The organism is Bacillus sp. FAU20 (assembly GCF_056033865.1).
The window spans coordinates 1,253,508-1,271,611 of sequence record NZ_JBVYHY010000003.1 but is presented as its reverse complement, the minus strand read 5'-3'; the positions used below and the strand labels follow the sequence as shown (position 1 = coordinate 1,271,611).

Below are 18,104 nucleotides of genomic sequence, written 5' to 3'. Positions count from 1 at the left end.
AATTAATATATGGTTATACACTATTTTAACTGTATAGTGATTTTAAGAAATTCCCCTTAAAATCAATTTACTCACATACCTTTATACAGTAATTGTTCCCCAATTTCTGTATCCAAAAAAACCTTTCATTCATTTGAAAGGTCTTTTTGAGCCTGCACATATTCTTCTTTCGTATTCACATTTATAAACCAATCCGCATTCGCTTGTACATCTTCACCAACAATATACTTCACATTACATTGTGATAAAAGCTGGCCCATACTTCTTTTTTCTTCCTGAAGCAAAGCATAAATCTTTTCTTTCACTCGATTATGATACGCTGCAAGTAACGGTTGTTTCCTTCCATTAATAATAGGTACAACCGCATCATATTCATTGCTCGTTTGCTCTAATAAAATGGTAAACCACTCATGCGAAACATTTGGCGCATCGCAAGGCATAATAGCGTACCAATCTGCTTCTATGTATTCCATACCTGATACAATGCCGGCCAGCGGTCCATTCCCTTTATAGTGCGGGATATCTTCTATAACAGGGACTTGTACGAATTGCTCTACTCGCTCTTTTATATCAGTATGGCTAATTACTACAATGTCTTGCAAAGTATTTCCCATCACTTTCACAATATGCTCAACAAAAGTAGTTCCCTTCCAAATTGCTAACGCTTTCGGCTCACCAAATCTACTCGACATACCGCCCGCTAATACAATTCCAGCACACTTACTCATTGGCGATGCAGCTCAAATGTAATATGGCCTAATTCCGGTAAAATTAATTTATTCATCGCAAGTCGAACCGCTCCGCTAGACCCCGGCATCGAGAAAACTACTTTGCGCCCAATTGTACCACCAATCGCTCTACTTAACATTGCGCTACTTCCGATATCTTCTAAATAACTAATCATACGGAACAGCTCACCAAATCCAACAATTTCTTTATCTAATAACGCTGATACTGCTTCAATTGTGACATCGCGTTTCGTAATACCAGTACCGCCATTTGTTAATACAACATCTACATCTTCCTTATGATAACCAGCTAACACTGCTTGCTGAATACTTTCTTTATCATCTTTTACAATTTCATAAGAAGTTACTTTATGTCCCGCTTCTTTTAACAATTCATGTAATAGTTGTCCGCTCTTATCTGTTTCTTCCGTACGTGTATCGGAAATCGTAACAATCTTGCAACGCACTTCTTTTGGAGCTTGTTTTTTATGTTCAGTTACACTCATTTTTTATCTTTCCTTTCTTAAAGACTTTTCTTCATTTTATCATACATACCTTTACACAATTATGTATGAAGCCAATCATGCGCCATGATACAATATAAGTATACTAACCCACAAAAAGGAAAGTGCAATTTCTTATACTCCTAGACTACACATCTTTAGCTACTCTTTATATTTTCTACATAATAGAATTCAATTTTAAAACTTGTACTAAAAAATAGATTGGAGGTCTACATAGTATGGAACTTTATAAAAAATTAACAACAACATTCATCCTCTTATTCGTCGCTTCCATCACTGTCGGCTTTTCCTTAAAAGGCGCAATTCCATACGCTACATTAGTAAGCATTATATTCGCGACACTATTTTTACTAAGTAGTGCCTTTTGCGCAAGTAAAGCACGTCAAATGAAAGGTTGATTACATATGTTCAAGAAGAAACCAATCCTTTGTAAATCATGTGAAAAAGAAATACAAACGTATGAAAAAGCGTGGATTCATATGCCATTTCCGGCAAATGGTATGACTAATATAAGAAAGTATATTGAACTAGAAGGACACATTTATTGTAGCTCGTGTATTGAAATAATGAACAAAAACTAGTAAATACAAAAGGTGGGCTTATATTGTTTGAATCAAACCGTATCCAGTTACGAAAGTTTTCCGAAGATGATATTCTAACGTATTATAAATGGCATAATGATATAGACGTTATGAGTTCAACTACCCTTAACCTTGATAAATATTCCTTACAAGATACAGAAAAACTTTGCCAGCAATTTATTCATTCTTCAAACTCTAAAAGCTATATCATTGAAGAAAAAGCTACGCATCTTCCAATTGGTATTACTTCTTTAATTCATATTGATTCGTATAATCGAAACGCTGAATGCATTATTGATATTGGTAAAAAGGATTACTGGGGGCAAGGTTATGGGAAGGAAGCTTTCACTTTATTATTGAATTATGCATTTTTAGAATTAAATTTACATCGCCTTTCTTTACGAGTATTTTCTTTCAACGAGAGAGCAATTAAATTATATAAATCACTCGGTTTTCAACATGAAGGAACTTGTAAAGAAGCTATATTCCGCAACGGCACTTGGCATGACATTGAACTCTTCGCTTTATTTCAACGTAATTATAAATAAAAAAAGCTTTGCGCTCACTGCGCAAAGCTTTTTTTCATATATTATAGACCAGCTTGCTCTTTTAAAGCTGCAGCTTTGTCTGTACGTTCCCATGATAGATCTACATCAGTACGTCCGAAGTGGCCGTAAGCTGCTGTTTGTTTGTAAATTGGGCGACGTAAGTCTAGCATTTTAATAATACCAGCTGGGCGAAGATCGAAGTTGTTACGAACTAGTTCTACTAATACGTCTTCAGATACTTTACCAGTGCCGAATGTATCAACTGAAATTGATACTGGTTGTGCTACACCAATTGCGTATGCAAGTTGTACTTCTGCTTTTTCAGCAAGACCAGCTGCTACGATGTTTTTCGCAACGTAACGAGCTGCATATGCTGCAGAACGGTCAACTTTCGTTGCATCTTTACCAGAGAATGCACCGCCACCGTGACGAGCGTATCCACCGTAAGTATCAACGATGATTTTACGTCCTGTTAAACCAGCATCACCTTGTGGTCCACCAATTACGAAGCGGCCAGTTGGGTTAATGAAGAATTTCGTTTCTCCATCGATTAATTCTGCTGGTACTACAGCTTTAATTACGTGCTCTTTTAAGTCGCGATCGATTTCTTCCCATGTAACATCTGGGTGATGTTGTGTAGAAATTACGATAGTATCAACACGTACTGGTTTACCATTTTCATCATACTCAACTGTAACTTGCGTTTTTCCATCCGGACGTAGGTATGATAACGTATCATCTTTACGTACTTCAGTTAAACGGCGAGCTAATTTGTGAGCAAGCGAGATTGGAAGTGGCATTAACTCTTGTGTTTCATTACATGCGAAACCAAACATTAAACCTTGGTCTCCTGCACCAATTGCCTCAATCTCAGCGTCAGTCATTTGACCTTCGCGTGCTTCTAGCGCTTGGTCAACACCCATAGCGATGTCAGCAGATTGCTCATCGATAGATGTTAAAACTGCACAAGTTTCTGCATCGAATCCGTATTTTGCGCGTGTGTAACCAATGCCTTGAATTGTCTCACGAACGATTTTTGGAATATCTACGTAAGTAGAAGTCGTAATTTCCCCCGCTACCAATACTAAACCAGTTGTTACAGTTGTTTCACAAGCTACACGTGCATTTGCGTCTTTTGATAAGATCGCATCTAAAATTGAATCAGAAATTTGGTCACAAATTTTATCTGGATGTCCTTCAGTTACAGACTCAGATGTGAACAGATGACGTTTTTTTGTCATGTGGTAAACCTCCCTACAGTAATTGTATATATTGTACGGAACTCATCCTTAATTTGCCACAGATTGCGACATACATTTATTCTCCCACACAAGCATACAGAAAAACCTTTCCTACTTTATATAGAGGAAAGGTTTAATTTGCTACTTGCATACTGCTTTTTGCCCTTCGCTCTTATCGTTCGAGACCTGTAGCCTCGCACAGGTTTTAGCACCTATTCACCTGCATTTATCAATACAAGTGAGGTTGCTGGGCTTCATCGGGCCTGTCCCTCCGCCAGCTCGGGATAAGAGAGTATCCGTCCCAACCTATACTAAAGAAATGATATTCATTTGTCAATTAATATTCACATTTTCGTGAAAGTTTTTCTCAATGCGCCTAAAATGAAATATTAATAAGGAAATAATGTATTCACACAAACAAAAAGAAATAAATAGTATACATTATTTATATAATTGTGTTATACTCTTGTTGGGGATTACGAGAAATATTTCATTAAATGAAAAGGATGGTATATAAATATGAGTACTGTGAATGTCCAAATTGGTTTACATGAATTATTGAACGGAAGCAATGCACAGATTCAACTAAGTGTTCCGCAATTAGTGGAAAAAGTATTAATGCGAAATGAAGGGAAATTAACTTCTACTGGTGCCGTTTCTGCTTCAACAGGAAAATATACAGGACGTTCTCCTAAAGATAAATTTATTGTGAAAGAAGCATCGGTTGCTGACAAAATTGCTTGGGGAGCTGTAAACCAACCGATTTCTGAAGAACATTTTAATAAATTATATACTAAAGTTTTAGAATACTTAAAAGAAAAAGAAGAGTTATTCGTCTTCAAAGGATTTGCAGGCGCTGACCGCAATTACCGCCTACCAATTCAAGTTATTAATGAATATGCATGGCACAATTTATTTGTACATCAATTATTCATTCGTCCAACTGAAGAAGAATTAACAACTCATGAGTCAGGGTTCACAATTGTTTCTGCACCGAACTTCAAAGCTGATCCAGCTGTTGACGGTACAAACTCTGAAGCATTCATTATGGTTTCATTCGAAAAACGTATTGTACTAATTGGTGGTACAGAATACGCTGGAGAAATGAAAAAATCAATCTTCTCTATTATGAATTTCTTACTACCTGAACAAGATATTCTTTCTATGCATTGCTCTGCAAACGTAGGTGAAGAAGGTGACGTAGCACTATTTTTCGGTTTATCTGGAACAGGTAAAACAACTTTATCTGCTGATCCAAACCGTAAATTAATTGGTGATGATGAGCACGGTTGGTCTGATAACGGTGTATTCAATATTGAAGGCGGTTGCTACGCAAAATGTGTAAACCTTTCTCACGAGAAAGAACCACAAATTTTCGATGCAATCAAATTTGGATCTGTTTTAGAAAACGTTATCATTAATGACCAAACGCGTATCGCAGACTACAACGATACTACTTTAACAGAAAATACTCGTGCTGCATACCCTATGCATGCGATCGACAATATCGTACTGCCAAGTGTTGCTGGACACCCAAATACCATCATTTTCTTAACTGCTGATGCATCTGGCGTATTGCCTCCAATCAGTAAGTTATCAAAAGAACAAGCTATGTATCATTTCTTAAGTGGTTACACTAGTAAACTAGCAGGAACAGAGCGCGGTGTTACATCTCCGCAAGCTACATTCTCAACTTGCTTCGGTTCACCATTCTTACCACTTGATGCATCTCGCTACGCTGAAATGCTTGGTGAAAAAATCGAGAAACACGATGCGAAAGTATTCTTAGTAAACACTGGCTGGACTGGTGGCGAATACGGCGTTGGTAAACGTATGAACTTAGGTTACACTCGTGCAATGATTCAAGCAGCATTAAGCGGCGAACTTGCAAAAACTGAAACAGCTAAACATGACATCTTCGGTCTTGAAGTTCCACTTCACGTACCAGGTGTACCTGACGAAGTGTTAATGCCTGAACAAACTTGGGCTGATAAAGCTGCTTACAAATCAAAAGCAATCGAGCTTGCAAATGAATTCAAAGAGAACTTCAAAAAGTTCGAAAGCGTTTCTGAAGATATTATTAACTTAGGCGGCCCAATCGCTTAAATTAAAAATTTCTGTTGGAATAACCCTTTACTCATATGAATAAGTGTCGTGTAAACGTAAAGTTTCGCGTACTCACCGACAAAACCCAATGCGGCTTAACGGTTACACACACTTACATAAAAAAGAAGCTTACGTGAAAACGTAAGCTTCTTTCTATATCTTATATAAAGTGAAACGTTAATCTCTTGATCTGTGACTTAAATCATAAAATGGCATGCCAACATCTATAATTTTACAGAAAATTCACTTTATATTTATTCGTTTTTAGTTTTTTTATGATACAATTTACATATACAGGAAAGGGTGAGACCTATGAAAAATTTTTCTCGTACAGGAAAAATTTTATTCAGTTATGGAGCGATTCAAGTTTTTTGGGGACTTGTAATGCTTAACGTTAATTTATTTGAGCATACAAGTGAAACGATAAAATATATTATTCTAATTACCGGAATAGTTTGCTGTCTTATATCCAACTTTTTTAAAGAAGCTAAGAGTCATACTAATACGTAATTTCATGTTAACTTATTGGAAGCAGAAACCTGTATTTTATGTAAAGTTATGCTTCCTGCTGTACTATCCATCACTGAATCACTTATCCCAGAGTAAACCCATTTCAACAGAGACAAGTCATGGCTTCGAACATATAAATAATATCCCTACTCACTACATCTCTCGGGTTTCACATCACATGGGGCTAAAAAAGGCCCTGACCGCTTCTATCCGTGGCTGGATCATCTATTCCATCTAAAAAGAATTCTTTTATCTTTTTATCTTTTTTAGCTCTTTGTTAGTTCTTTCTCATCTTTCATGCTATAGTAACCTAAATTCACAACGATTAAGAAATAACCACCCATAATCCCTACTGCAAACGCCCACATAACCATGTGGTGCTCAATTTCGTACATAATAATAGCACCCAAAATGGCAGCTGCAAAACGGTTAAACATACCGAGTGTCGGTGCTTTCGTCTTCTTTACAATACTATCTCCAAGCTTCTCAATTCTTCTCCCTAAAAGCCAAACGCAATACATACTTACAATAAGCCCAATTCCAGCGCCTAAAAAGTGTGCTGAAAACGGTGTTAACATCCATCCTAGTAACAAAATACCTAGTATATAATACGATTGGATTTTAAATGATCTTAGTGACATACTAATCATGCTGTACCTCTCTTCATTCGTTCTTATCTATCCAACAAAAAATTTCTTTCAAATTCATATTCCTTAAATCCATTTCATTTAAATTAAAAACAACATAAACAGTATGTTTATGTTGTTTAAATGTTTTTAGAAAATAATATTATACAAGATTTCAAACATCATATTCTCATATTTTGTGACGGTTTTTCAAACTTTTTTCGTCCATTTATGAAAAAAATGATATCAATCTATGAACATACGGATATGATGTAATAAGCACACAAATAAAGGGGGCGTCTAATGATTTATTTTTTAATGGCTCTCATTCACCTCATTATCCCTGCACTTATTGGACTTTCATTGTATTGGTACACGAAAAATCATAGCATTTTTTACGCTGTCCTCGGTGTTCTTCTTCCAGGTATTATTCTTATTACACTCTTCCGTATTCCATTTTTAAACTTAATTCCACTTATTACTGCTATCTTATTTCTCATCTTCTTACCAAAAATAAAAAAATAGGAAAGCAGATCATAGGTGATCTGTTTTCCTATTTTGATATAGGTTCCCCTGCAATAGAATGAACTTTTCCTTTCTGGGATTTCACAAACCATAGACCGACAAAAATGATAATTCCACCGATGATCTGTTGAAACGATACATATTCATTTGCCCAGACAGCTGCAAATAAAACAGCTACAAGCGGCGTTATATACATATATACCATCGTATGTGACGCTCCAATTTTTTGAACACCAACATACCACATTACTAGACCAAATACTGTTACAAAGAAAATAGAATATAGTAAAGCAAATAGTGTCATTCCGTGAATAATGTGAAATGGCATGACAAACACATGCGGACCACTTAACAATAATAGCGGAATCGCACCCACTAGCGCAGACCATGCTGTAACACGTAATGCTGAATATTTTTTAATTAATGGTCCTGCTAAAACAGGATAAAGCCCCCAGCATATTGATGTAATAAGTCCAATTCCATTGCCATAAAAAGAACTAGTAAGTGAATGCCCTGCTACTAAAACTAATGCTGCACCAACAAAAGCAATCATAGAACCGATTAACTTTCGAGAAGAAAAATTTTCTTGTTTCAGAAAAATCGCAAATACAGTTGTAAAAATAGGTGATATAGAAATGAGTAAAGAGGCATTTGTAGCGGATGTATATTTGACAGTTTCCATAAATAGCGTTTGATACAGTACAATACCTACAACGCTAACGATGATTAATCTAGGTATATCCTTTCGCTCCATATAAACCGACTTTTCAATAAAAAAGGTAAGGAGTAACAGAAGCGGTGCCGCCGCCATCATACGAAGTGCAGTAAACTCAATTGCTGTAAATTCTAAAAGTCCATACTTCGCAATTGTATAGTTAATCCCCCAAATAATAACAACACTTAAAATTAATAACTCAATTCCCCATCTTCTCATGCGTATCCCCTCCGCAAAGAAGATTATACAGAAAATTCAATCACATGTACATTTCATTATGTGAAAAAATCTTCGTATTGTCAGGAGAGGTGTACGTTATTTGGTGTATGAATTTATATCGGCGATTTTTCGAATATATCGGCGCAACTCGAATTATATCAGCGATTTTTTAAATATATCGACTTATCAACAAAAAACGACAATAATAGCAACTTATACAATAAAAAAAGGTGGTTCCAACATACATTTTGGACCACCTTTCCTTTACTACACTCGAACATGTAACTTCATATTCGGATTATAAAATTGGCTCGGACTCTTCAGCTGAAAAGTTCCTCCACCTTCATGCCAATCAACCGTTAACTTATCGTCCATAAATACAAGCTTTGTACGATCAGCGATAAAATTCATTGTGCTTGATTCAATATCCACATCGCGCTCATCTTTCTCTGCTACAGCTACTAAATCGATGATTCCGCTCATGACACAACCGCAACCCTCATTATCGTAAAATAACTTTATATATTTCGCTTCACTTGGAATCGTATCCATAATCTTTTTATATGCTGCTTCTGTTACAGTAACGTACATATGTTAATCTTCATCCTCTCTTCTCTTATCATTCATATATTGTATCACCATTTTTCTTAAAAGTTATATACAGAAAATTAAGACTAATATACAATGTATGTGATAAAGTTTCAGCAATCGAGCTTTTATGAGTAGTTCATGCAGGAGAAAGGATGTTTACTATCTGTATTCAAACTACAACGCTATCCTATGTTATTAGGTCTATTTAGTATTTTCTTCATTTCTAGCGGAAGGCTATTACAGCATGTACTTCCCTATTCTCCTTCTATTAGCTGGATTCTAGGTTTTATTTGTTTCCTATCCGCTTCTTATTTTGCTACGAAGAATATAAACAACTCATAAAGCAAGAATCATCTTAAGGAGGATTATTAAACATGCCAGCCTTAAAAAAAATAGAGCAATCACTCGATCACTTATTTCAAATTGAAAAATACGGAAAAGATAGTGCCTTTAGTCGATTTATACCAGCCGTATATGATCCTATCAAATTTCCTTGGCAACAATTTTTTGAAGCAAATTTTGTAGATTTATTTAACGGCCTTATGATGCACGGATCTGAACATGTAACCAAAGTATTTTTAGCTGTATTCCCTACAGATGACGTTCTTGAAACATTCATTTCACAATCCACACCCGGTGATTTACTCTTTATGCACCATCCCCTTGTAATGGAGTGCGGTGATCCAATTGGAAGATCCGGTCGAGGTTTCATACCAATTCCTGAAAAATATTTGCAAGAAATAAAAGAAAAACAACTTTCTATATATACATGTCACGTACCAATGGATTTTCATCAAACGCATGGAACGAGTATTTCAATTGCAAAAGCATTAAACGCTACTGTAGTGGACGACTTTGCATATGGAGGTCCAGAACAAGAACCAGTTGGCCTTATTTGTGAAATAGATGAAACATCAACAGAAGCACTCCAAAAACATCTAAAAAAACTCTTCCAGATTCCTTACACAGACTTCGAAGGTAAACGACATGATTCCATCAAAAAAATCGCAATTATCGCTGGATGTGGCGATGTTGTATCTTTAATGAAGGAAGCAGAAGAAAAAGGTGCTGAAGCATATATTACAGGAGAAATCCATTGCCATATCGACAATGATTACGGCCGATATAAATACTCACTCATTATGGATTATGTAAAAGAAACGAATATGTCTCTAATTGGTGTGTCACACTCTGCCTCTGAATATTTAGTGAAAGAGACATTGATGTATGATTGGTTTAAAGAGAATTTTGATGTGGATGTTATTTTGCTTCCACAGGAAAAATGGTGGCTCTAACACTATCATTTTTTTAATTTATATACACAATACAATCGACCACAGAAAAATAGATAAAGTGAAACCTTAATCAGTGGGGGGTCTTCATCCCCCACTGATTATCATCCCTCACCAATCGGACTGCCCGGCAAATAGCTGAATAAATGAGAACGCACATGTACCAACGTAAATGCTTTCGTTGTGCCAGAAAACGAACCTACCAGTATTATAGCTGGAAACCTATTTTTGAGGGAGAATACAACCTCTCTTTATATTCATGCCGCAAGTGCTGTATGTTCTATTTTTCTAATTACTGATATATAGCAATTCATTTCATAAAAAAAGACCCGAGATTCGGGTCAACAAATAGAAATATAAATGAACTACAACAAATAACAGACAAAGCCATTATATATTTTTCATAGTAAAACATCCATTATTTTCTTTTTTCACTATCAATATATTATTTTTCGTTATCGTCCTCTTTTTTAGAACGTCTACCTAAGAAGAACACAAAAACATCACTTCCAAATAAGTGATGTTTTTTGTAGTTAATGCAGTGGTAACATAACCTCAACCGTCGTTCCAACCCCAACTTCACTTTCAAAACTCATTTTACCATTGTGATCTTTAATAATTTTTTCTGTAACTACTAAACCTAGACCAGTTCCTGTTTCTTTCGTTGTATAAAAGGCTTCATTTAACTTTGGAATTTTATCTTTCGGAATACCACATCCCTCATCTTTCACTTGAATGATGATTCCATCTTTTACAGTAACTTTAATCGTAATTGTTCCGCCAACTGACATTGCTTCAATTGCATTTTTGATTAAATTAAAAAAGACTTGTTTTAATCGTTTTTCATCACATGTAATTGACGGTAAGTCTTTACTGTAAATACCTTGTATGTGAACTCCTTGTTTTAAAGCAGGCTTTTCCATAACTCGAATAACATAAGAGATAATTTCTTGTATGTTATGAGTTTCTGATTCTAGTGATTTAGATTTCTCAAATCCACTAAGTTCTGTAGCAATTATATGGATCCGATCTACTTCTTGTTTCATAATATCACTATAAATTTTATCTTCCGGATGCTTGTCTGCTTGTTTATTCACAAGTTTTTTTAAGTTTGCTAAAGGTCTTCTAATCTTATAACCAATAACCGTTGCCATCTTTCCAACAGCTGCTAGTTTTTCTGTCTGTTTTATTTCTTTGTCCATCATTTCAAGCGTTCGAACGTAAGACTGAACCCTCAAAAATATAATCCAACATATGATAGTAAATATACTATATAATGCCATTGGGATTAAAACGAGAGAAGATTGAATAATGATTCCTGTAAGAGCGTACTTCCCAACAAGTATCGCTGGAACTAACCAGAAATATCTTTTATTTACAAAGATTGGTGCGAACAAAATAAAAAATACTTCTACTATATTTCCACCGTCAAATTCCGCATCGCTACCATAATAAATCATAATGTTATGGATACAATCTAATACATTATAGCCAATTAGAATAATATACTTTACCGGAAAAACATTCTTCCATTTCATAAAGTATATTCCAATGCAAAACAATACTACCATCAAAAAGTAAAGCCATAAACCTAAACCATCTTCAAACTTTCCTACGCCTTCTTGCTCTCCCGCGATTAAAGGTACGATAAATTCATAGGCAAGATCATACACAAAAAATATAATAAAAAATAAACTTAAAAATACTTTCAACGCCTTTATTTCTTCATTTTTAAATATATAGCCTTTATTCATATGGTAACTCCTAGCTTTTCTTCCACTTGGATTTCAGTATTTCCACACTTCCTTGGCAAAATAATGTCTATTCTCGTTCCAGTATTTCTTTCACTTGAAATATGTAGCTCACCAAGGTGCTCGGTGACAATTCGATTCGCTACTGTAAGACCCAGACCAATTTTATCTTGTTTCGTTGTATAAAAGGCCTCTGTAACACGGGCTAAGTTTTCTTGCTTAATACCATGACCATTATCAATTAAGCTGATCATTACATACTCTTTTCCTTTATTCTCTAATCGTAAATGTAATATGCCACCTTGCTCCATTGCTTCTAAAGCGTTTTTTATTGTATATAAAAAGACTCCTCTTATTTTTCGTTCATCGCATTCAACTTCTATTGTTTTTTCTTCCACATTAGAAATAAGCTGCACATTTAATTCATTCATTTTTTCGCGAAGAGTTGTTGTTGCTTGTAATACAATCTTTCCTAGATCATGTTTCTTATAAATAGAAGGCTTGCATGTAGCAACTTCCATCAACTCGCTTATCATATTATTCATATTTTCTATTTCAAAAATCATACGTTTATAAACAGGATCCTCTTCATGCTTCTCTCTTTGTAATTGCGTAAATCCTTTTAATGAAGCGAGTGGATTTTTAATTTCATGTCCAACCGTCGCTGCCATTTTTCCGATTACTGCTAATTTTTGTGATTCACTAGCAATCGCAATACTTTCCTTTACAGCTGAAAGATATTGTAAAAATCGGTTTAAAATGATATATGCAACTATTAACATAAGGGTATACATAATAAGGAACATAAATGCTTTTATTTCCTCTAATACAAATAAATAAATTAAATATTTTCCTACAATAGAGGAAAGCAAAAACACATAAAATTTTTTATTTAAAAATATGGGTACAAAGAAAATGAGAATAATCTCTATTATATTTGTCGCATCAAACGCCGCCTTATTATAAAAAATATACGAAATTATATTAGCGATTTCTATCCCTATGTATGCAAATATCCATGCATATTTAACAAGGTTTGCCTTTTCTTTTTTTAGTAAATATATATTCACGCACAGTATTGCTACTCCGCAAATAACTTGCCATATTATGTTGTATCCCTTATCCATTATTGATTTATCTTCTAATACGATTGCATAAAAAATTTGATATGCAATAACAATGACATATAACACCCATAAAAGGATTTTTGCATTCCTTTCTTCTTCTTTATATGATAGAAAACTTTCTTTCACTTCAACACCCCTTCAAAATAACATCTCAAAGAATACCATTTATTATAATAAATGATTTTCACAGACAAACAAAGATAAATCGAACATTTGAGGAAAATCATACCAAAAACGCAATATATTTAGACTATATACAGAGCATAAAATCTATGATCATTAATACGTATATTATGGAGGATGTTTTATATAGACGGCCCAAAAAGTAAAACAAAGCTTTTAGAATGGAACCTATTGATAGAACAGGGGGAGTTTTATGTTTGTTACGGTCGAGAAAGATGTGCATATTTTTGTGCAAGACGTTAATCCTGGTCCAGGTAGTAAGACTGTTTTCTTCGTTCACGGATGGCCTTTAAATCATCAAATGTATCAATATCAACTCAATGTTTTACCAGAGCATGGCTTTCGCTGTATCGCCATGGATATACGAGGAAATGGGCAATCTGATAAGCCATGGACTGGTTACACGTATGAACGATTAGCCGATGATATCGCAATTGTTCTAGAAGCACTCCAAGTAGAGAACGCTACGTTAGTCGGTTTCTCAGTTGGTGGTGCTCTTTCTATTCGCTATATGTCTCGGTATAATGGGCGCCGCATTTCTAAGCTCGCATTAATTGACGCTGTCTCCCCCTCTTTCGTTAAAAATCAAGAGTCCCCTTACGGTGTACCGAAAGAACAAGCAGATGCCCTTATTAATCAAATGTATGCTAATTTACCAAAATTTTTAAATGATGTATCTTTGTCCTTTTTCAATAGAAACTTAGGAGCCGCAACCCTTGAATGGTTTTCTTATCTCGGTATGCAGTCCGCTTCTTATGCCCTTATCAAAATTTTACAAGCAGCTGCAAATGAAGATGTAACAAAAGATTTAAATAAAATTAACGTTCCAACAAAAATCTTCCACGGCGTTCACGACCAACTAATTCCTTACAAAAGCGCTGAGCTTACGCAACAACGAATTAAAAATTCTCAGTTACATGCTCTTACAAATAGTGGTCATGGTTCACCAATCGATCAAGCGAATGAATTAAATAAAGAACTGATAAAATTTTTACATGCATAACAACTGCAATACAAGAATGAAAGTTAATATGATCGATTTTTTACAAAACATAAAATTCACACATTTCTCACAAATACACAAATAAAACGATTACATTTTCATATATACTAAATGTACAAGTAATACTCCCTAAACCTAGCTTGTCTGGTTACCCCGTTAAATACTATGAAAAAAGAACTTGTATCGTTATACAAGTTCTTTTTGTTTCTTTTATTTAAAGAGGATATCTTTACTATATTGATTTCCGACGAGTAAATCATATTGGAGCATTTTATATTGCTCTAACATTTCTTTTTGTTTCTTTGTTAAATCATTGATTACTTCTCCATTTTTATCAACTTTTAATTCATCTCTAAGCACTGGTATTTCCTTGTAAAGTTCCGATAAAAATTGATAAAATGAGGATTTATTTAATCCTGCATAATCAAAAATAAGATTAGAAAAATGAATTGGACTTACTAAACCTAAATTATCATTTGGCATATCAAAGTTTGCATACATTAATAGCGGCGTTTCCGCCATCGCTAAACGTTCACTTGGTGTTTTTTCATTCGTTATATACCCATTTTCTTTATAAAAAGATTTATTGGTTCCTAATGATGGAAGATGATCTCCAAAGAATACTAATAATGTAGGTCTATCTAAATTATCTAGTTGCTCAATTAAATATTGAAGTGCCTCATCTGAACGTCTTAATCCTTCTGTATACGTCTCTAATTCTCCCTTTGATTCTTCATTTTCTAGGCCGCTAATTTCTATTAGGTTTTCACCAAATCGGCCTTCTGTAAACGGAAAATGATTTTGCATCGTAACAGCATGAATAAATGTAGGTTGTTTTTGTTTCTCTAACTCAGTAATTATCTCTTTACTCATCGCTAAATCACTAATATAATCTCCATCAATATCCACATTTTCCATCGTATCCTCTGCATTGAACTTATCAAATCCTAACACCTTATATACATCATCACGTTTAAAGAATGTGCGACCAAATGAATGAATTGCACTTGTGTAATAACCTTCTTTTTTCAACGCCGTAGGGATTGATGGAATTTCTTTCTTATTTGTAATAACTTGCTGATATGGTATAGAACCTGGCTTTAACAAACTCATTGAATAACTTGTTAATGCCTCAAATTCAACGTTCGCCGTATTCCCCCCAAATGTAGGAGAAATAGTTTGTCCACCAGGAAAGTTTTCTATATAATGATGTAAATTTGGTACAGGATCTTCACTAAAAGAAAGGTTGGTTATTTTCGTGGGATCCCAAAACGATTCACTCATTACAAAAATAATATTCGGTTTCTCTTTTTTCTTTTGATTCCCTATATTTCCACTATATTGTTTTTTTATATCGTTTGCTATTTGAAGCATATTTTCATTAGAATAATTTTTTGGTTTTTCCATAACTGTTGTATCTAAATTGCTAATAAACCCAAGTACAAAACCATTTGAAGCATAGTTTTCATTTTGATTCCACAAAACAAAATCTACACCTGATTTTTGAAATACTTTATTCATAAATGTATTCGTAAAATTACCATACGCATATAGAACAAAAATAGATCCTACTACTAATAAGGCTCTTATTCCTAGATGAATCTTTACATTTTGAATATACCTTCTCATATATATCCCTGCTACAATACAAACTACGACACTTACGATAATGATAAACATATAACTCCAGCTAAAATAGTCCATCACCATCGGTATAACTGATTGCATATGCGTAATTTGTGTGAAATCAGAAGGATATAACGGATCACCTCTGAAAATAAGCTTCAAATAATTCACAATACATAAAATGACTAACGTACAGCTCGTTAAAACCATACTTAGAAAAACCTTACCTATTAAATTATATACAAGAATATATATTACATAAATTACTACAAAACTTAATATAAACTGCATATTATAAAAGTAAATCCAATTCATTGCCTCTATGAAACTCATATTAACTTGCATGACAATATAAAATAACGCTACTGTATGAGCTAGCAAAAATAATATAAAATGCACTCGCAGGGATGCTCTAAGTATAGACATCTCTTTTTTATTGAAATGCGTAATATAAAACGTTATGCCCCATATGAAAATCATCATAACACTTAAAACAAGCTTTTGATTTAAATGATCTTTCATCATGTCTAAATTAAAAACCTTTAAAATTATAAACAGCATAGTTATTACTAATAAAGTCACCATACTACTTATAATGCTAGAAATTAATATATTTCTTTTTGGAAGATGAAAAAGTGTAGAACCATACTTCAATTCATTCCCTCGTTTCTATGTATTAATTTCACCCCGCATCGAAAAAACTATTTCTATTAAAATAACATATATTACATATTTCGTCTGCATACTTGCTTCTATCATGGATGTATTTTCTTAATATTCCCTTAATAAATAGTTAAATTTTGGCATACAAATTACTCATTATTGAAAAACCTAATTTCAATATTCTACTTTATGATATAATAACTATGTTTTGGAAATCCTTAATACTATTAAAGATTTCACATGAAAATACGAAAGAATTAATAAAAAAGGAGTTGCTCATTTTTGCTTACTAAGTTTAAGAGTTTGCCTAAAGCGGTATATGCAATTTTGGCGCTTTCTTTCCTGTTGCACGTTTTTTGTTTAGTAAAACAGCCAGGACTAGATGGAGAGTTAGTCAAAGTAACATATGGTGCAAATGATGCATTTAACTATTCGTTAACAGCTGAACAACTATTAAAACATGGTGTATTTGGTTATGTGTATTTAGAACCTAGTGAGGTTCCAGGGAAAAATGCATATATCACACCAGGTCAGCCATTACTATTAGCTGGCGCTATGATTATTTCTGATATTACATCCATTCCTTACTATTACGTAGCAACTGTTATTAACATGATCATGAACCTTTGTACAGTACTATTAGTATTCTTAATAGGAAAAGAATTGTTCGAAAAAAACATTTATGGAATTGTTGCAAGTATTTTATATGCTATTTATCCAAGTAACTATACATACTTCCGTACATTGCTAACAGAAGTTCCATCCATATTCTTATTGGCGTTATGTGTATATGTATTTGTTCTCGCATGGAAATACAATAAAACGAAATTCCATATATGGTTTGGAATTGTCGTTTCAATTTTACTTATGTTCCGTCCAAATCCAGCTCCAATGATGCTCATTCCTGTTCTTGTTGTGTTATTTACATATGGATTTAAAGACTCCATTCGAATCGGATTGTTATGGTTTATCGGACCGTTCTTAATTATTGGCGCATGGGTTGTTCGTAACTATTTAGCGCTCAACCAATTTATTTTATTCTCAACCCAAGGTGCAGATCCACTGATTGCCGGTGCAGATCCATTTAATAAAATTGGCTATGAAAATATAGTAAATGAAATGAGAGCTAAAGGCTTAGATGACAAAGGTGCATACGCAAAAGAATTAATCAAGAATGGATTTAAGACGGACTTCACTTATTGGTTCTCTTGGTTCACTGTCGGTAAAACAATTGAGTTATTCAAAACAGCTCCTGCTGTAGACCAATACCGTATTCATAACTTTATGCAACTATGTCATAGAGTGTTTATCATCGGTACATTCTTGAGCAGCTTCTGCCTCATGCTAAATTCATTTAAACATAAACGCGTTATGATGCTAGTAGCAAGTTCTATTATTTACATTATCTTCTCAAACTTATTCTTAGCAATTAACCGCTACGGATTTTTCATTAATCCTCTTATGTGCTTAATTCTTGCATACGGATTAATTCACATTGTGCAGAAGCTTCCATTCTTCCGCACTAACCAAGCATAATAAGAAAGA

18 protein-coding genes and 1 riboswitch are annotated in these 18,104 nt (G+C 34.1%); of the genes, 9 read left to right on the top strand and 9 right to left on the bottom strand.

Features of this window, described 5'->3' with window-relative positions; all coding sequences use genetic code 11:
* Positions 1 to 125 precede the first annotated feature (125 nt).
* On the bottom strand, positions 126 to 728 hold the full coding sequence (locus AC0OM3_RS06880) for a molybdenum cofactor guanylyltransferase (protein ID WP_000030830.1): 603 nt from the start codon (positions 726 to 728) through the stop codon (positions 126 to 128).
* Entirely contained in the window at positions 725 to 1,234 is a 510-nt protein-coding gene (locus AC0OM3_RS06875) for a MogA/MoaB family molybdenum cofactor biosynthesis protein (RefSeq protein WP_000117124.1), read from the bottom strand. Before AC0OM3_RS06875 ends, AC0OM3_RS06880 begins: the two co-directional genes overlap by 4 nt.
* A 236-nt stretch (positions 1,235 to 1,470) precedes the next feature.
* Here AC0OM3_RS06875 and AC0OM3_RS06870 point away from each other — a divergent pair, with 236 nt between their 5' ends.
* Genes AC0OM3_RS06870 through AC0OM3_RS06860 form a run of 3 tightly spaced genes read left to right on the top strand, consistent with a single transcriptional unit; the run spans position 1,471 to position 2,381 of the window.
* Positions 1,471 to 1,650, top strand: a complete 180-nt coding sequence (locus tag AC0OM3_RS06870; protein WP_000424808.1) for a hypothetical protein — start codon at positions 1,471 to 1,473, stop codon at positions 1,648 to 1,650.
* 6 nt (positions 1,651 to 1,656) lie between these two features.
* Positions 1,657 to 1,833 (top strand): hypothetical protein, encoded by a 177-nt coding sequence (locus tag AC0OM3_RS06865; protein WP_000473607.1) that lies wholly within the window; start codon positions 1,657 to 1,659, stop codon positions 1,831 to 1,833.
* A gap of 23 nt (positions 1,834 to 1,856) precedes the next feature.
* A complete protein-coding gene (locus AC0OM3_RS06860) occupies positions 1,857 to 2,381 on the top strand; it encodes a GNAT family N-acetyltransferase (protein ID WP_000464117.1) in 525 nt (174 codons plus the stop codon).
* A gap of 41 nt (positions 2,382 to 2,422) precedes the next feature.
* On the opposite strand, the gene metK is transcribed toward AC0OM3_RS06860, so the two are convergent.
* Positions 2,423 to 3,622 (bottom strand): methionine adenosyltransferase, encoded by a 1,200-nt coding sequence (gene metK, locus AC0OM3_RS06855; protein WP_000163115.1) that lies wholly within the window; start codon positions 3,620 to 3,622, stop codon positions 2,423 to 2,425.
* A 169-nt stretch (positions 3,623 to 3,791) separates the two neighbouring features.
* Positions 3,792 to 3,913: riboswitch (SAM riboswitch) on the bottom strand.
* A gap of 228 nt (positions 3,914 to 4,141) precedes the next feature.
* Here metK and pckA point away from each other — a divergent pair.
* Together pckA and AC0OM3_RS06845 are read left to right on the top strand one after the other, a co-directional pair.
* Positions 4,142 to 5,728 (top strand): phosphoenolpyruvate carboxykinase (ATP), encoded by a 1,587-nt coding sequence (pckA, locus tag AC0OM3_RS06850; RefSeq protein WP_000108811.1) that lies wholly within the window; start codon positions 4,142 to 4,144, stop codon positions 5,726 to 5,728.
* Positions 5,729 to 6,040: 312 nt separating this feature from the next.
* Positions 6,041 to 6,238 carry a hypothetical protein gene (locus AC0OM3_RS06845; RefSeq protein WP_000788123.1) on the top strand — a complete coding sequence of 66 codons (198 nt, stop codon included), beginning with the start codon at positions 6,041 to 6,043 and terminating at the stop codon, positions 6,236 to 6,238.
* A 266-nt stretch (positions 6,239 to 6,504) separates the two neighbouring features.
* Here AC0OM3_RS06845 and AC0OM3_RS06840 read toward each other — a convergent pair whose 3' ends face one another.
* Positions 6,505 to 6,888, bottom strand: a complete 384-nt coding sequence (locus AC0OM3_RS06840) for an ATP synthase subunit I (protein ID WP_000624926.1) — start codon at positions 6,886 to 6,888, stop codon at positions 6,505 to 6,507.
* Positions 6,889 to 7,167: 279 nt separating this feature from the next.
* Between AC0OM3_RS06840 and AC0OM3_RS06835 the strand changes: the two genes are divergently transcribed.
* Positions 7,168 to 7,389, top strand: a complete 222-nt coding sequence (locus tag AC0OM3_RS06835) for a hypothetical protein (protein WP_000639042.1) — start codon at positions 7,168 to 7,170, stop codon at positions 7,387 to 7,389.
* 28 nt (positions 7,390 to 7,417) lie between these two features.
* Here the strand turns inward: AC0OM3_RS06835 and AC0OM3_RS06830 are convergent, their stop codons facing one another.
* A complete protein-coding gene (locus AC0OM3_RS06830; protein WP_001255416.1) occupies positions 7,418 to 8,323 on the bottom strand; it encodes a DMT family transporter in 906 nt (301 codons plus the stop codon).
* Between the two features lie 267 nt (positions 8,324 to 8,590).
* On the bottom strand, positions 8,591 to 8,914 hold the full coding sequence (locus tag AC0OM3_RS06825; protein WP_000289570.1) for an iron-sulfur cluster biosynthesis family protein: 324 nt from the start codon (positions 8,912 to 8,914) through the stop codon (positions 8,591 to 8,593).
* Between the two features lie 374 nt (positions 8,915 to 9,288).
* Here AC0OM3_RS06825 and AC0OM3_RS06820 point away from each other — a divergent pair, with 374 nt between their 5' ends.
* Positions 9,289 to 10,209, top strand: a complete 921-nt coding sequence (locus tag AC0OM3_RS06820; RefSeq protein WP_001111116.1) for a Nif3-like dinuclear metal center hexameric protein — start codon at positions 9,289 to 9,291, stop codon at positions 10,207 to 10,209.
* Positions 10,210 to 10,739: 530 nt separating this feature from the next.
* Here the strand turns inward: AC0OM3_RS06820 and AC0OM3_RS06815 are convergent.
* Both AC0OM3_RS06815 and AC0OM3_RS06810 read right to left on the bottom strand, forming a co-directional pair.
* The gene (locus AC0OM3_RS06815; protein ID WP_001032632.1) at positions 10,740 to 11,960 is read right to left on the bottom strand and encodes an ATP-binding protein; all 1,221 of its coding nucleotides are present in this window, start codon (positions 11,958 to 11,960) and stop codon (positions 10,740 to 10,742) included.
* Positions 11,957 to 13,210, bottom strand: a complete 1,254-nt coding sequence (locus AC0OM3_RS06810; protein ID WP_000664880.1) for an ATP-binding protein — start codon at positions 13,208 to 13,210, stop codon at positions 11,957 to 11,959. The genes AC0OM3_RS06815 and AC0OM3_RS06810 overlap by 4 nt, the downstream gene beginning before the upstream one ends.
* Before the next feature lie 250 nt (positions 13,211 to 13,460).
* Here AC0OM3_RS06810 and AC0OM3_RS06805 point away from each other — a divergent pair, with 250 nt between their 5' ends.
* Complete coding sequence (locus AC0OM3_RS06805) at positions 13,461 to 14,270, top strand: alpha/beta fold hydrolase (protein WP_474211203.1); 810 nt, start codon at positions 13,461 to 13,463, stop codon at positions 14,268 to 14,270.
* Between the two features lie 210 nt (positions 14,271 to 14,480).
* Here AC0OM3_RS06805 and AC0OM3_RS06800 read toward each other — a convergent pair whose 3' ends face one another.
* Entirely contained in the window at positions 14,481 to 16,550 is a 2,070-nt protein-coding gene (locus AC0OM3_RS06800; protein WP_474211202.1) for an LTA synthase family protein, read from the bottom strand.
* A gap of 291 nt (positions 16,551 to 16,841) precedes the next feature.
* Here AC0OM3_RS06800 and AC0OM3_RS06795 point away from each other — a divergent pair, with 291 nt between their 5' ends.
* Positions 16,842 to 18,095 (top strand): glycosyltransferase family 39 protein, encoded by a 1,254-nt coding sequence (locus tag AC0OM3_RS06795; RefSeq protein ID WP_000956216.1) that lies wholly within the window; start codon positions 16,842 to 16,844, stop codon positions 18,093 to 18,095.
* Positions 18,096 to 18,104: the final 9 nt, after the last annotated feature.

Excerpts from the sequence above, each read along its gene's own strand:
- AC0OM3_RS06880 (WP_000030830.1), bottom strand. The coding sequence starts at position 728 with ATGAGTAAGTGTGCTGGAATTGTATTAGCGGGCGGTATGTCGAGTAGA.
- AC0OM3_RS06875 (WP_000117124.1), bottom strand. The coding sequence starts at position 1,234 with ATGAGTGTAACTGAACATAAAAAACAAGCTCCAAAAGAAGTGCGTTGC.
- AC0OM3_RS06870 (WP_000424808.1), top strand. The coding sequence starts at position 1,471 with ATGGAACTTTATAAAAAATTAACAACAACATTCATCCTCTTATTCGTC.
- AC0OM3_RS06865 (WP_000473607.1), top strand. The coding sequence starts at position 1,657 with ATGTTCAAGAAGAAACCAATCCTTTGTAAATCATGTGAAAAAGAAATA.
- metK (WP_000163115.1), bottom strand. The coding sequence starts at position 3,622 with ATGACAAAAAAACGTCATCTGTTCACATCTGAGTCTGTAACTGAAGGA.
- pckA (WP_000108811.1), top strand. The coding sequence starts at position 4,142 with ATGAGTACTGTGAATGTCCAAATTGGTTTACATGAATTATTGAACGGA.
- AC0OM3_RS06845 (WP_000788123.1), top strand. The coding sequence starts at position 6,041 with ATGAAAAATTTTTCTCGTACAGGAAAAATTTTATTCAGTTATGGAGCG.
- AC0OM3_RS06840 (WP_000624926.1), bottom strand. The coding sequence starts at position 6,888 with ATGATTAGTATGTCACTAAGATCATTTAAAATCCAATCGTATTATATA.
- AC0OM3_RS06835 (WP_000639042.1), top strand. The coding sequence starts at position 7,168 with ATGATTTATTTTTTAATGGCTCTCATTCACCTCATTATCCCTGCACTT.
- AC0OM3_RS06830 (WP_001255416.1), bottom strand. The coding sequence starts at position 8,323 with ATGAGAAGATGGGGAATTGAGTTATTAATTTTAAGTGTTGTTATTATT.
- AC0OM3_RS06825 (WP_000289570.1), bottom strand. The coding sequence starts at position 8,914 with ATGTACGTTACTGTAACAGAAGCAGCATATAAAAAGATTATGGATACG.
- AC0OM3_RS06820 (WP_001111116.1), top strand. The coding sequence starts at position 9,289 with ATGCCAGCCTTAAAAAAAATAGAGCAATCACTCGATCACTTATTTCAA.
- AC0OM3_RS06815 (WP_001032632.1), bottom strand. The coding sequence starts at position 11,960 with ATGAATAAAGGCTATATATTTAAAAATGAAGAAATAAAGGCGTTGAAA.
- AC0OM3_RS06805 (WP_474211203.1), top strand. The coding sequence starts at position 13,461 with ATGTTTGTTACGGTCGAGAAAGATGTGCATATTTTTGTGCAAGACGTT.